Source organism: Micromonospora sp. ATLC20 (genome assembly GCF_057196585.1).
The window spans coordinates 14,250-27,241 of record NZ_JBXUOV010000023.1 but is presented as its reverse complement, the minus strand read 5'-3'; the positions used below and the strand labels follow the sequence as shown (position 1 = coordinate 27,241).

16 protein-coding genes are annotated in these 12,992 nt (G+C 74.3%); 11 read left to right on the top strand and 5 right to left on the bottom strand.

Annotated elements, in window-relative coordinates:
* The first annotated feature begins 213 nt into the window (after window positions 1–213).
* Both AC2CHG_RS08035 and AC2CHG_RS08030 read left to right on the top strand, forming a co-directional pair.
* Window positions 214–348 carry a hypothetical protein gene (locus tag AC2CHG_RS08035; RefSeq protein ID WP_484524458.1) on the top strand — a complete coding sequence of 45 codons (135 nt, stop codon included), beginning with the start codon at window positions 214–216 and terminating at the stop codon, window positions 346–348.
* 30 nt (window positions 349–378) lie between these two features.
* On the top strand, window positions 379–579 hold the full coding sequence (locus tag AC2CHG_RS08030; RefSeq protein ID WP_484524457.1) for a hypothetical protein: 201 nt from the start codon (window positions 379–381) through the stop codon (window positions 577–579).
* Window positions 580–797: 218 nt separating this feature from the next.
* Here the strand turns inward: AC2CHG_RS08030 and AC2CHG_RS08025 are convergent, their stop codons facing one another.
* Window positions 798–1,817: a phosphotransferase enzyme family protein gene (locus AC2CHG_RS08025; RefSeq protein ID WP_484524456.1), complete on the bottom strand. Its 1,020-nt coding sequence runs from the start codon at window positions 1,815–1,817 to the stop codon at window positions 798–800.
* Window positions 1,818–1,859: 42 nt separating this feature from the next.
* Window positions 1,860–2,555, bottom strand: a complete 696-nt coding sequence (locus AC2CHG_RS08020) for a VHL beta domain-containing protein (RefSeq protein WP_484524455.1) — start codon at window positions 2,553–2,555, stop codon at window positions 1,860–1,862.
* A 247-nt stretch (window positions 2,556–2,802) separates the two neighbouring features.
* Here AC2CHG_RS08020 and ssd point away from each other — a divergent pair, with 247 nt between their 5' ends.
* The 7 genes from ssd (at window position 2,803) to AC2CHG_RS07985 (ending at window position 8,031) form a co-directional block, all read left to right on the top strand.
* A complete protein-coding gene (gene ssd / locus AC2CHG_RS08015) occupies window positions 2,803–3,906 on the top strand; it encodes a septum site-determining protein Ssd (protein ID WP_484524454.1) in 1,104 nt (367 codons plus the stop codon).
* Window positions 3,903–5,114, top strand: a complete 1,212-nt coding sequence (locus AC2CHG_RS08010) for a TadA family conjugal transfer-associated ATPase (RefSeq protein ID WP_402814174.1) — start codon at window positions 3,903–3,905, stop codon at window positions 5,112–5,114. The genes ssd and AC2CHG_RS08010 overlap by 4 nt, the downstream gene beginning before the upstream one ends.
* Complete coding sequence (locus tag AC2CHG_RS08005; RefSeq protein WP_402814177.1) at window positions 5,111–6,103, top strand: hypothetical protein; 993 nt, start codon at window positions 5,111–5,113, stop codon at window positions 6,101–6,103. Before AC2CHG_RS08010 ends, AC2CHG_RS08005 begins: the two co-directional genes overlap by 4 nt.
* Window positions 6,103–6,831 carry a type II secretion system F family protein gene (locus AC2CHG_RS08000; protein ID WP_402814180.1) on the top strand — a complete coding sequence of 243 codons (729 nt, stop codon included), beginning with the start codon at window positions 6,103–6,105 and terminating at the stop codon, window positions 6,829–6,831. The genes AC2CHG_RS08005 and AC2CHG_RS08000 overlap by 1 nt, the downstream gene beginning before the upstream one ends.
* 23 nt (window positions 6,832–6,854) lie before the next feature.
* Entirely contained in the window at window positions 6,855–7,022 is a 168-nt protein-coding gene (locus AC2CHG_RS07995) for a DUF4244 domain-containing protein (RefSeq protein WP_013283643.1), read from the top strand.
* A gap of 50 nt (window positions 7,023–7,072) precedes the next feature.
* The gene (locus tag AC2CHG_RS07990) at window positions 7,073–7,495 is read left to right on the top strand and encodes a TadE family type IV pilus minor pilin (RefSeq protein WP_402814183.1); all 423 of its coding nucleotides are present in this window, start codon (window positions 7,073–7,075) and stop codon (window positions 7,493–7,495) included.
* 149 nt (window positions 7,496–7,644) lie between these two features.
* On the top strand, window positions 7,645–8,031 hold the full coding sequence (locus AC2CHG_RS07985; RefSeq protein WP_402814186.1) for an Rv3654c family TadE-like protein: 387 nt from the start codon (window positions 7,645–7,647) through the stop codon (window positions 8,029–8,031).
* Between the two features lie 91 nt (window positions 8,032–8,122).
* Here AC2CHG_RS07985 and AC2CHG_RS07980 read toward each other — a convergent pair whose 3' ends face one another.
* From AC2CHG_RS07980 to AC2CHG_RS07970, 3 genes are all read right to left on the bottom strand, one after another.
* A complete protein-coding gene (locus tag AC2CHG_RS07980) occupies window positions 8,123–8,701 on the bottom strand; it encodes an LURP-one-related family protein (RefSeq protein WP_091414614.1) in 579 nt (192 codons plus the stop codon).
* 115 nt (window positions 8,702–8,816) lie between these two features.
* Window positions 8,817–9,023 carry a hypothetical protein gene (locus AC2CHG_RS07975; RefSeq protein ID WP_013283647.1) on the bottom strand — a complete coding sequence of 69 codons (207 nt, stop codon included), beginning with the start codon at window positions 9,021–9,023 and terminating at the stop codon, window positions 8,817–8,819.
* Between the two features lie 255 nt (window positions 9,024–9,278).
* A complete protein-coding gene (locus tag AC2CHG_RS07970) occupies window positions 9,279–11,756 on the bottom strand; it encodes a DEAD/DEAH box helicase (protein WP_484524453.1) in 2,478 nt (825 codons plus the stop codon).
* Window positions 11,757–11,891: 135 nt separating this feature from the next.
* On the opposite strand from AC2CHG_RS07970, the gene AC2CHG_RS07965 reads away from it, so the two are divergent.
* Together AC2CHG_RS07965 and AC2CHG_RS07960 are read left to right on the top strand one after the other, a co-directional pair.
* Window positions 11,892–12,242, top strand: a complete 351-nt coding sequence (locus AC2CHG_RS07965) for an STAS domain-containing protein (RefSeq protein ID WP_013283649.1) — start codon at window positions 11,892–11,894, stop codon at window positions 12,240–12,242.
* A complete protein-coding gene (locus tag AC2CHG_RS07960) occupies window positions 12,242–12,679 on the top strand; it encodes an ATP-binding protein (RefSeq protein WP_262015346.1) in 438 nt (145 codons plus the stop codon). Before AC2CHG_RS07965 ends, AC2CHG_RS07960 begins: the two co-directional genes overlap by 1 nt.
* Window positions 12,680–12,992: the final 313 nt, after the last annotated feature.

Here is a 12,992-nt window from a genome sequence, read left to right as displayed (position 1 = left end):
CATCTTGGTCTCTTTGGCGCAGTCGCGCTGGCCGCACGGATTCGATCACAATGGGCTGTCGACAGCAACGAGCCGGGCTCGGTGCAGCTGTAGCGCCGGGAGGCCGGACGTTCGAGGTGAAGGACGCAGCCGGACAGCACTGATTGCGGGGCAGAGCTTCAGGCGAGACGCCGGCGCCTGTGGCAACCGCCGCGTCGAGGGCGGGCTGCCAGCATGAGTTACGACTTGGCGGTCTGGGAAGGCGATTTGCCGGCCGACGACGGTGCGGCTGGGGAGGTCTATGACCAGCTCTACGCCGAGTACCTGGAGGGTGAGGAGCTGCCACCCACCCCGGGGATTCGCGCCTAAGTCCTTGCACTGCTTGAGCGGTGGGTTGACATGCCTGACGACGAGTACGACGTGAGCCCCTGGTCCGCTGGTCCCCTGATGGACGAGGCGTCGGGCCCGTTCGTCTACTTCACCATGCGGTACAGCGTGTGCGAGGAGGTGTCGGCCGAGGCGGCGCGCATGGCGGCAGATCGCGGGCTGGTCTGTTACGACCCACAGTGGGAGCGCCTTCGCCCGACCGCTGACGAGTGAAGCGGAATACCTACCGTGGACGGTCCCGGGGCGTCGACCCCATGCCCAGGCGCCTGAACTAGCCGGGAAGCAGGCTGCCGGCACCGGGAGCCTCGGCCTTTACTCGCATCGTCAGCGGATCGTCAGCGAGCGCCGTACCGCGTAGCGACTCTCGATCATGCTCGACGGCACGACCAGCGCGTCTGACCACGCGGTACGGCACTCGATCACACTCGCTGCTACGTCAGGTCACTTTCCCCCCCCCCCCGGGACGGGGGTCGTCCCTTTGCATCCGCAGTGAGATCAGGACGCGCGGCGACCGCCTCGGCGATCCGGGTGAGCCAGTGCAGATCGTTGGCCCGGGACTCCGCACTGGCCTCCGGATCGAGGATGCTGCCCAGAAACGCCGCGACGTCGTCGAGGTGCCGCTCACCGCGGTAGTAACTCAGCAGGACCGGGTCTGGCTCCAGCGGTCCGTAGCCTTCGCGGAAGAGTTCGGCCCGGCGCGCGTCGATCGGGTGGTCGCCGAAGTCGGTGCTGTAGACGAACATCAGGTCCCGCTCGCGCGGCGCGAGGATCGGTGCGTCCCAGTCCACGACGTGCAGGGGACCGTCGCCGTCGGCGATGAGGTTGCCCGGATGGATGTCCGCGTGGCAGATGACGTGCTGCCCCGGCGTCACGCGCGACGCCAGGTCGTCGACGGTCTCCGCCAACCGGTGCAACGCGGCGCCGTACCGCTTCCAGAAGGCGCCCAGGGTCTCGCTCGTCGCGGCCCGCCGGCCGAAGGTCCGCAGCCGCTGGCCCGCACCCGATCGGTAGGTCTCGGCCGGCAGGACGGCGGCGATCTCCGCGCTCGGCGTGACCCGGTGCAGCCGGCCCAGGAACTCGCCGTACTCGATCCACTGGCGGTCGGTGAGGCCGCGCCCCCACAGGCTGCCGCCGTAGTGGAACGGGTAGAGCAGTAGTCGATAGTCTCCGTACCCGCGCCCGGCGCCACCGTCGGGAAGGTCCAGCGGCGCGACCACCTGCCGAAGGCCCTGCGCCCGGAGGAAGCCGGGCAGCAGGACGGCGGCCGGCGTGAAGTCGCCCCTCCGCACCTTCAGGAAGTAGCGCCCGCCGTCGGACGTCTCCACCCGGTACGCCCACGCCTGCCCGTCGAGTCCGACCGGCATGAACACCAGGTCGACGACGTCCACCGACCAGGCGGCGGCGACCTCGGCCGCCAGCGTCCGCTCGTCGATGTCCGGCTTGTCGATCACCCGACGGAGCGTCGCAGCCGCCGGTCGGGCCCGGCAAGGGAGTTACCGGATCACCGCGCGCAGCGTCCGCCGGTCCGGCTCGAAGCACACCAAGCCTCGGCCTCGCTCGTCGGCCACGACCCACGGATGACCGACGTATGTCTGCTGCCGGTAGGACTGCCCGGGGCGCAGAACCGCGTACTGCTGTCGACGGCCGTCGTAGTTGATCCAGTGGACCACCACTGTCGACTCCCGGGTGTTGACGAAGTCGATGAAGGTCGACGGACCACCGCCGTGCGAGCGCAGCCGCGACTCGCGCGAGGCCGGCAGCGGGGCCAGTTCCCCGGGCCCGACCACCGGCGGCTTCGGCCGGGGAGGCGTGGGCTTCGACGAGGTCGGCCGGCTGCTCGGGGTGGGGCGGCGGGTCGGTGCGGCGGTGCGGCTGGGCGGCACGGCACGGCTGGAGAACGACACCGACGGCGGCGCGTAGGACTCGGCGGGCGTCTCCGTCACCGACCCCGCCCTCGTCGGGGATGCCAGGATCGCCTGGCCTTCGAGCGGCGGCGGGAGGTCGGGGCGACGGGGTGCGGCGAAGACGCTGACGATGCTCGCCAGCACCACGACCACGAGTCCGATGGCGATGGCGGCGAGCAGTGTCGGCGACGGATCGCGGAGCCAGATCTCGCTGCCGGCCGTGGGGGCGGACCGTGAGTGGGGTCGTACCGAGGGGGGCGTGAGGGGGTGCGGTGAATCGGTCATGGCCTCGATTCCGCAAGCCGGTGCCGTTCATCGAGCGGCGAGGGGCCCCGATTATCCGTTACTGATCGTCCCCGTCGTCAATGGCCGACGGGCCACTCGTTGTTCCCGTCTCCGGCGCATAGCAGATCAACCGGGCCACCGAGGTCTGTCCACAACGCCCTCCGTTGTCCACAGGGCACCTGTCTCACCTCCCCCGGCCGGGCAGGCTGCACCGCGGCACGTCCGAGTTCGACTGATGGAGGCCGCCATGCCGCCCCGTACCCCGCTCCCGCCGTACCGTCGCCTGCCCCTGCTCGTCACCTCCGACGGCGACCTTCTCGACGAGCTGTTGCGACTCGCGGCGGCCGGCGGCACCGAGGTCGAGCTGGCGGCCGATCCGGCCGCCGCCCGGGCCCGCTGGGCGCCGGCGCCGCTGGTGCTCATCGGCGCCGACCAGGCGGCGGCCTGCCTGCGGGCGCGCCTTCCCCGCCGCGCCCGCACGGTCCTGGTCGGTCGCTCCGGAGAGCTCGACCCGGGTACGGAGTTGGCCGAACTCGTCGGCGCGGAGCACGTCGCGACGTTGCCGGCGGCCGAGCCCTGGCTGGTCGACCGGTTCGCCGAGTGCGTGGCCGGTCCGGCGGGCCCGGGTCAGGGCCGGGTGGTGGCTGTCCTCGGCGGCCGGGGCGGCGCCGGAGCCAGCGTGCTGGCAGGTGGGCTCGCCGTCAGCGCGGCCCGGTCCCGGCTCCGCACGCTGCTCGTCGACGCCGACCCCCTCGGCGGCGGTCTCGACCTGGTGCTCGGCTGGGAGCAGCTCGACGGGTTGCGCTGGCCCGAGCTGGCCGGCACGGACGGGCGGGTCGACCCGCCGTCGCTGATCCGCGCGCTGCCCAGCCGGGGCGACCTGGTGGTGCTCTCCTGGGACCGGGGCGACCTGCGGCACCTGCCGGCCGAGGCGATGGCCGCCACCGTCGACGCCGGCCGGCGCGGGCGGGACCTGGTCGTGCTCGACCTGCCCCGGCACCTCGACGACGCGGCGGTGGTCGCGCTCCAGGCCGCCGACCGGGCGCTGCTCGTCGTACCGGCCGAGCTGCGGGCGGCGGCCGCCGCGGCCCGGGTCGCCGCCGTCGCCGCGCCGCACTGCGTCGACCTGTCGGTCATCGTGCGCGGTCCGGCGCCCGGTCGGCTGCGCGCGGCCGAGGTGTCCCGGGCGCTGGGGCTGCCGCTCGCCGGCACGCTGCGACCCGAGCCCGGGCTGTGCCGTGGGCTGGAGCGGGGCGAGGCGCCGGGCGCGAGTGGGAAGGGGCCGCTCGCCGCGCTGTGCCAGCGGCTCGTGGACGAGATGATCGGGTCGTCCGCCGCGGGTGCGGCGTGACCGCGCCCGCCGGCCCGGGGGAACTGGCCGCGCGGGTCCGGCACCGGTTCGCCGCCGAGGCCACCCCGGTCACGCCCGCGGCGATCGTCTCCGCGGTTCGCGCCGAACCGGCGACGGCGGTGCTCGGCGACACCACGCTGCTGCGGATCGCCGACCGGGTGCACGACGACCTGGTCGGCGCCGGGCCACTGGCGCCGCTGCTCGCCGACCCGCAGGTCACCGACGTACTGGTGAACGGGGTGCGGGTCTGGGTCGACAGGGGACGGGGACTACAGCAGGTCGCGGTGCCGCTGGGCACGCTCGACGACGTACGCCGGTTGGCGCAGCGCCTCACTTCGGCGGCCGGTCGCCGGCTCGACGACGCCTCGCCGTACGCCGACGCGCGGTTGCCCGACGGCACCCGGCTGCACGCGGTGCTGCCTCCGGTGGCGACCGACGGGCCCTACCTGTCGCTGCGTACCTTCCGGCAGCGGCCGTTCACCCTCGACGAACTCGTCGAGCGGGGCACAGTGCCCCGGCCGGTCGCCCCGCTGCTCGCCGCACTCGTGGCGGGCCGCCTCGCGTACCTGGTCAGCGGCGGCACCGGATCCGGCAAGACGACGCTGCTGAACACGCTGCTCGGACTCGTGCCCGGCACCGAGCGGATCGTGCTGGTGGAGGACGCCGCCGAGCTGCGCCCGGTGCACCCGCACGTGATCGGCCTGCAGGCTCGGACGGCGAACGTCGAGGGTGCCGGTGCCGTCGGGCTCGGTGACCTGGTCCGGCAGGCGCTGCGGATGCGGCCCGACCGGCTGGTGGTGGGCGAGTGCCGGGGCGCCGAGGTGGTCGACCTGCTGGCCGCGTTGAACACCGGCCACGACGGCGGGGCGTGGACGCTGCACGCGAACGCCCCGGCCGACGTTCCGGCCCGGCTGGAGGCGCTGGGGATGCTCGGCGGCCTGCCCCGGCTCGCGCTGCACGCCCAGGTCGCCGCCGCGTTGCAGGTAGTCCTGCAGCTCCGCCGCACCGGCGAGGGACGCGTCCTGGACTCCATCGGCCTGCTGCTGCCCGACGGGCCCGACCGGGTGGTGAGAGTGGTGCCGGCCTGGGTGCGAGGCAGAGGTCTCGGTCCGGCGGCCCGGGCGCTCGCCGACCTGGTGCGCGAGCGGGGAACGCCGGTGCCCCCGATCCTCCAGGCGGCGTGGCCCACCCCGGCGGAACCGTCGTGACCGGCCACCTCTGGCCTGCGGTGCTGCTCCTGGCCGCCGCGGCGGTAGCCGTGGCCTGGCCGGTACGAACCGGTCGCGCCCGGCGGCTGGCGGTCCTGGGCGAGGCGGGTACCCCGGCCGAGCCGGCGAAGGGCGCGCGTGCAGCATCCCCGGAACCGCCGCGGCGGCCGCTTGACTCCGGGCCGACGGCGTCCGCCCGTCCGCCCGGCCGGGGCCGGGAACGACGTCGACCCGGAGCCGGGCATCAGACACGGCGATGGTCCGACCTCGGGTCGGCAGCGGCGTCCGGCTCGTCGGCGTCGGTTCCCGGATTGGCGGGGCGGATCCGGAGGTGGGCCGGACTCGGCGCGCCCGCCGCGTCAGCGCCTCCCGTCGAACACGTCTCGCCTACCACTCCCGCCCTGTCCGCCGGACGCGTGCTGCCGGTGGCGGCGCTGTGTGGCGCCGTGACCGGGGCGCTGCTCGGTGGCCCGGTGGCAGCCGTGGTGCTCGCCGCCTATGGCGTGCTCGGGGCCCGGGCGGTGCTGCGCCGGCGTACCCACCGGACGGCCGCCCTCGCGCACCGCCGCGATCTCGACCGGCTCGCCGCCGTCGCCGCCGACCTGCGGGCCGGGCTACCCGCCGACGGCGGTGTCGACGACGGCCCGGGACGCGTCGCGCGGCTGGCCCGAGCCGCCGGAAGGCTGGCTGACCGGACCGGCGCGCCGCTGGCCGATCTGCTGGAACGGATCGAGGCCGACGCCCGCGCCGCCGACCGGGGACTTGCCGCTGCCGCCGCCCAGGCCGCGGGGGCGCGGGCGACCGCCTGGCTGCTCGCCGGGTTGCCGCTCGGCGGGATCGGGCTCGGCTACGGCATCGGGGTGGACCCGGTGGCGGTGCTCCTGCACACGCCGGTGGGTGCGGGTAGCGCGGTGGCGGCAGTCGTGTTGCAGGTCGGCGGGTTGCTCTGGGCCGAGCGGCTCGGCGTCACGCCCGGGCGGGCCGCCTGATGTCGCGCCAGGTACTGGCCGCCGTCTGCCTCGGCGGCGCCGCGTCGCTCCTGGTCGTCGCCGGTCCGGTCGTCCGTCCGGTACGGCGGCTGCGCCGGCTCGCCCCGGCACCGCCGCCGACTCGCCCGGCGTGGTGGCCGGACCGGGTACGCCTCGGCGCAGCGCTGGCCGGGATCGCCGTGGCCGTGGTCGTCGGCGGGGTGACGGGCGTGGTCCTCGGGCTGCTGGCCGGTGTCGTCGCCGACCGTCTGCTGCGCCGGATCGAGCCGCGCGCCGCCCGGGAACGGCGACTGCGGGAGACCGCCGACCTGCCGCTGGCCGCTGACCTGCTGGCCGCCGCGCTGCGGGCGGGCGCACCGGTCGACCGCTCGGTGCTGGCCGTCGCCGAGGCGCTCGACGGGCCACTCGCGGACCGGCTCGGCCGGGTCGGCCGCACGCTCCGGCTCGGTGGCGGCCCCGGCGAGGCGTGGGCGCACCTGGACGGCGTCGCCGGTGCCGAACCCGTGGTCGCGGCGGCCGTCCGCTCGTCGAACAGCGGCGCCGCCCTGGCCCGCGCGCTGACCAGGCTGGCCGACGACCTGCGTGCCGAACGGTCGACCGCGGCCGAGGCGGCGGCCCGTCGCGCGGGTGTGCTCATCGTGCTGCCGCTCGGGCTGTGCTTCCTGCCCGCCTTCATTCTCGCCGGTCTGGTGCCGGTGATCGTCGCCGTTCTCGGCGACGTGCTGTGAACCATCGAGAAGGGACGTACGACATGCGCAAGCTCCTCACCCGCCTGCGAGGTGACGCGGGTATGAACACCGCCGAGTACGCGGTGGGCACCCTCGCGGCGGTCGCCTTCGCCGGGATCCTGCTGAAGGTGCTGACCTCCGGCAACGTGCAGTCCGCGCTGACCGCCGTCATCGACCGGGCCCTGAAGTGATCGGGCGCCGGCGGGCCGGCCGTGGTGGCCGGTCGCCCCATCCGCTCGACGTGTCGACCGAGTCCGCCCGGGACACCGCCGGCCGCCGGGCCGGGGCGGTGTGGCGCGGGTGGCGCTCGCGGGTCGCGTGCGAGCGGGGCTCGTTCACCGCCGAGTTGGCGGCCGGCCTGCCGGCGCTCATGCTGCTCCTCGTCGCCGGGTTGACTGCGGTGAACGCGGTGGGTACCCGGGTCGCGTGCGTCGACGCGGCCCGGGAGGCGGCTCTCGCCGCAGCCCGGGGCGAGTCCGGCGCGGTCGCCGGAACCCGGTACGCCCCGGACGGCGCCGAAGTGGCCGTGACGGTGGCCGGTGATCGGGTCACGGCGACGGTCCGGGCACCGGTCCGGACGTTCGGTACGCGGCTGCCCCGGCTGGTCGTGTCGGCGGAGGCGGTGGCCGCCGTGGAACCCGGCGCGCCGGGCCCGGTGCCGTGAGTCCCAGCAGTGCCGGGGCCGACTCCTCGTTCCGCCGGCTCGCCGTGGAAGGGCCAGCCAACACGAGCAGGCTCAGAACAAGCAGGCTCAGAACAAGCAGGCTCAGAACGAGCGGGCCCGGGACGACCACATCCCGGGTGGACGGGACCGTGGGGAGCGGAGAGCGCGGGGAGCCCGTTGGTGGGGCGCCCTCGGCCGACCGGGGCGGGGCCACGGTCTGCCTGCTCGCGATCGGACTGGTGTTCGTGCTGGTCGGGGTGTTCGGCGCCGCGGTCGGGGCGGCCCGGTGCGCGCGGCATCAGGCCCGCAACGCGGCGGACTTCGGTGCGCTGGCCGGTGCCGGTCGGGTACTCGACGGCGTGGACGCCGCCTGCGCTCGCGCGGCCGACCTGGTCTCGGTCAACGGCGGCCGGATGACCGGGTGCCGGGTCGACGGACTGGACCTGATCGTCACGGCGCGGGTACGCGTCGCGCCGCTGCCGGGACTGACCCGGGACGCCACCGCGACGTCCCGGGCCGGCCCGGCCCGGTCCTGACACGCGAAAACCGCGCCTGAGCCGAAAACCGCGCCTGAGCCGAAAACCGCGCCTGAGCCGAGAGTCGGGCCAGGCCGAGAGCCGGGCCAGGTCAGCGGGACTGGAGGGCGTCCAGTCCGACCGCCATGGCGATCACCAGCCGGCGGTCGATCTGCGGGTGCTGGATCTCCACCGAGTACCGGTCCCGCAGGCCCCACTTGCGGTCGACCGAGAACACCGGCTGGCCGCCGGCCATGAAGTCGAAGTGGTACGGCAGCCAGGAGAGCGAGTCGACGAACCGGCGCAGCAGCGCCACCGGCAGGCTGCGCTCCTGCCCGGTGGCAGGCGGCAGGCCGGGCTGCTCGACGTGCCACGTCGAGCGCAGCAGCGACTGGGCGAAGTCCTTGCGGAACAGCCCGATGGGGTTGCCCGCATGATCGGTCACGTCGTAGGTGGCACCGAGGTCGAGCCGCTGACGGGCCTTGAAGCCGAGGAGGGGGTACTGCTTGGAGTCATCGGTGTAGATGGTCACCTGCTCCTTGAAGGCGAGCCGCTTCTGCTGCGCGAACGCGAGCAGCCCGCCTTCGGAGCCGTCGGGCGCGACCGAGTGCACCTCGTACTGGTTGACCATCATCCGCAGCCGCTGACGGATGATGAACCGGTGCTGGGCCTGCAGGTTGTCGGGCGACATGGGATCTCCTTCGAGGGGTCGCCGGAGTCTTGCACAGCAGACCGACCACCGCTCACCCGATCGCACCCACACACCACGCCGCCGGCACACCGGGCGAGGCGCAAGGTCAGCGAGGTCAACGACCGCCGTCGACCGTGGCCTTCATCGCCCAGCTGTTCAGCACCTGATGGATACCGCGCAGGCGCTCGTTGATCTGCTCCAGCCGTTCCGCCTGGGCGAGCGTGGCCATCGCGGTGCCCAGCGCTATCTGCTGGTCGGGCGTGAGGTTCTCCTGGTCGATGGTATAGAGCAGCTCGACGGTCTCGGCGATCGTGTCGGCCACGGCGGCACCTCCGGCGGGACGGGTCTCGGGTCACCTGTGCGCTACCGGAAATGATGCATGGAAGCGCTCCCATACATCAATGCCCCGACGGCCCTACCCTCATGCACCCGTCCCACAAACCAGACACCCCGGCCTCTGGAAGGCCGTCCGAGCCAGCTTGATCGACACCAGTTCGGGGAAGTGGCGGGGTCCAACACCCGCCGATACCGCAACCTCCCCGAACTGGCGGACGGGCAGGCCACCCACCCGGCCTGGTCACGCGGGTGGGCCACCGGCTGGCTGGGCCGGGCGGGCCACCCGGTCGCCCTGCCGGGGCAACACCTCGCCTCGCCCCGGGTCGACGCCCGCTTCCGGGTCGACGCCCGCCTCCGGGCCGGTGACAGTGGCGAGGTTGGTCAGCACCACGTCGAGGACCTGCACCGCCTCCGCCTTGGCCAGCGGGTTGTTGCCGTTGCCGCACTTCGGGGACTGGACGCACGACGGGCACCCGGTCTCGCACCCGCACTCGGCGATCGCATCCCGGGTGGCGCGCAGCCAGGCGGCGGCGGTGCCGTACGCCCGCTCGGCGAAACCCGCGCCGCCGGGGTGACCGTCGTAGACGAAGACGGTGGGCGCCTCGGTGTCCGGGTGCAGGGCGGTGGACAGCCCACCGATGTCCCACCTGTCGCACGTCGCCATCAGCGGCAGCAGACCGATGGCGGCGTGCTCGGCGGCGTGCAGCGCGCCCGGCACGTCCGCCGCCTCGACACCGGCGGCGGTCAGCGACTCGGGGGAGAGCGTGAACCACACCGCGACGGTGCGCAACTCCCGGGCGGGCAGGTCGAGCGGCCGGGTGTCGATCACCTCGCCGGTGGCGATGCGCCGCCGCTGGTAAGACACCACCTGGCTGGTCACGTCCACCTCGCCGAGGAACAGGCCGACCGGCCCGGCGTCCACGTACGAGCGGACCGACACCACCGACAGCGAGGTCACGTCGCGGGCGTGGGTGGACCAGTCCGGCTCCTCGGCGTGCACCAGCGCGCACCCGTCGGCCAGGTCGAGCGAGTCGACCACGTACGAGACGCCCTGGTGCAGGTAGACCGCGCCGGTGTGCAGCAGGAAGTGCGCCGACCCGCCGTCGACGGTGCCGAGCAGGCGGCCGGTGGACACCTCCACCACGCACACCGGGGCGCCGCCCTCGCCGCGCAGGTCGACCTCGGGGCGTTCCCGGTGCCGCCAGTACCAGCCGGTGGGCCGCTGCCGCAGCGCCCCCGCCTCGACCAGCGAGTCCACCGCCTCCTTCGCACCCTCGCCGAACAGGTCCAGGTCGGCCGGGGTGAGCGGGGACTCGTGGGCGGCGCAGGCGAGTTGCGGCGCGAGCACGTACGGGTTGGCCGGGTCGAGCACCGTCGCCTCGACCGGCCGCCCGAACAGTGCCTCCGGGTGGTGCACCAGGTAGGTGTCGAGCGGGTCGTCCCGCGCCACCAGCACGGCGAGTGCCTCGTCGCCGGAGCGCCCGGCCCGCCCGGCCTGCTGCCACAGCGACGCGCGGGTGCCGGGCCAGCCGCAGATCAGCACCGCGTCCAGCCCGACCAGGTCGACGCCGAGTTCGAGGGCGTTCGTGGAGGCGAGGCCGAGCAGGTCGCCGTGCAGCAGCGCCCGTTCCAGCTCGCGGCGCTCCTCGCGCAGGTAGCCGGCCCGGTAGGCGGCCACCCGGTCGCCCAGCCCGGGCACCGCCTCGTCGAGCGACCGCCGGGCGTTCGCGGCGACCACCTCGGCGCCCCGGCGGGACCGTACGAACGCGAGCGTGCGTACCCCCTCGACCACGCTGTCGGCGAGCAGGTCGGCGGTCTCCCGCAGCGCCGAGCGCCGGACCTGGACGAGGTCGGCGTCGACTGACGAATCGGTGGGCGGCAGCAGCGGCGGCTCCCAGAGCGCGAACGTCACCCCGCCGCGCGGCGACGTGTCCTCGGTGACGGCGGTGACGGGCAGGCCGGTGAGCCGCCCGGCCGCCGCCGCCGGGTCACCCGACGTGGCGGAGGCCAGGAGGAAGGTCGGGGTGCCGCGCGAGCCTGCGAGCGCCTGACCGGGGGTACGCCCGAAGCGCGCGCACTGCCGCCGCAACCGCCGCAGTACGTGCGCGACGTGTGAGCCGAAGACGCCCCGGTAGGTGTGGCACTCGTCGACCACCACGTACGCGAGCCGTCGCAGGAACCCGGACCAGTGGGCGTGCCCGGGAAGGATGCCGTGGTGCAGCATGTCCGGGTTGGTCAGCACGAACCGGGAGTGCCGGCGGATCCACTCCCGCTCGGCGCGCGGAGTGTCCCCGTCGTAGGTGGCGGGGCGTACCCCGTCGAGTTCGAGACCGGCGACGGCGCGGAGCTGGTCGGCGGCGAGCGCCTTGGTCGGCGCCAGGTAGAGGACCGTGGCGCGCGGGTCGGCGAGCAGCGTGCTCAGTGCGGGAAGCTGGTACGCCAGGGACTTGCCGGACGCCGTGCCGGTGGCGACCACCACGTGCCGGCCCGCGTACGCCAGCTCGGCGGCCTCGGCCTGGTGCCGCCACGGGGCGGTGACGCCGCGCCGCGCGAACGCCGCCCGCAGTTCCTCCGGCGCCCAGCCGGGCCACCCGACCGGCTCGCCGGCGCGGGCCGGGACGCGTTCGACGTGGGTGACCGGGTCGGTGGGGTGACGCAGCCGCAACCGGCGCAGCAGCTCGCCCGGCGCACGCCGCGGGCCGGGGCTGTGGTCGGTCACGTCCTGCACTCTCGCACTGGTGTTCGGAATTGGGAACCGCAGGGTGGGGGTATGGGGGAGGGCGTGGCCGGTGACCCGAGAGGGCCGCACGGGGGGATGGTTAGATGCCCAGGAGAGTTTACCGAGGAGGGACCGATGGAGCTGTCGCTGGCGACCCGCGCCGTGGGGGAGCACACGGTGCTCGAGGTCGGTGGTGAGGTGGATGTCTACACCGCCCCCCGCCTGCGGGAACGGCTCCTGGAGTTGATCGACGGCGGGGCCCGCCACGTGGTGGTCGACCTCGGCCGGGTGGACTTCCTCGACTCGACCGGGCTGGGTGTGCTCGTCGGCGCGCTCAAGCGGCTGCGCTCGGCCGGTGGCTCGTTCGCGCTGGTCTGCGACAAGGAACCGCTGCTCAAGATCTTCCGGATCACCGCCCTGGACCAGGTCTTCCCATTGCATCCGACGGTCGACGCGGCCATCGCCGCCGACTCCACCGGCGCGTGATGGCGACCGTCAAGCTGTCCTTCTCTCCGGCCCCGGTGCACGTGCGCACCGCCCGCCTGGTCGGCGTCGCGGTGGCCCGGCGGGCCGGCGTACGCGAGGACCTGCTGGACGAGGTGCGTCTGGCCATCGGTGAGGCGTGCACCCGGGCGGTGGCGCTCCACCGGCAGTACGGCCTGGCCGACCCGGTGTACGTGGAGATGTCCGACGGCGGCGGCTACACGGTCCGGGTGGTGGACCGGGCCCCGATCGAGGCGGGTCTCGGCCTGGCCGCGCTCGGCCCGGACGAGCTGGCCAAGGAGTCGCTCAGCGAGGACGCGCTCACCACCGGCGTGGGCTTCGCGCTGCTCGCCGGGTTCGTGGAGGACCTCCAGGTCCGCCCGGTCGAGGACGGCGTCGGCACCGAGGTACGGATGTCCTGGCCGGCCGGCCGCGCCTGACCCGATTCGCACACGCAGGCCGCGTTCCCCGAGAGGGGAGCGCGGCCTCGTCGTATTGGCCGCGCCATATATCAGATTTCTTCGCATAACACAGTTACGAAGATCATCGAGACACGGTGCCCCCTCGGTGTGACCTCCGCCACGCCGGAGGGCTACAGTACGCGGGTTGTCAGCAAGTGATCCCATCCCGTAGCCAGCGGGAACGGGAGTTCATCGCTGGTCCGCCGGGGTGGGTTGGCGCGCGCTTGCGAGTCCGCATCCAGGCGTCGGCCCGTGCGTCTCCACAGGTCGGCGCGAGTTGTTCGGTACAGGA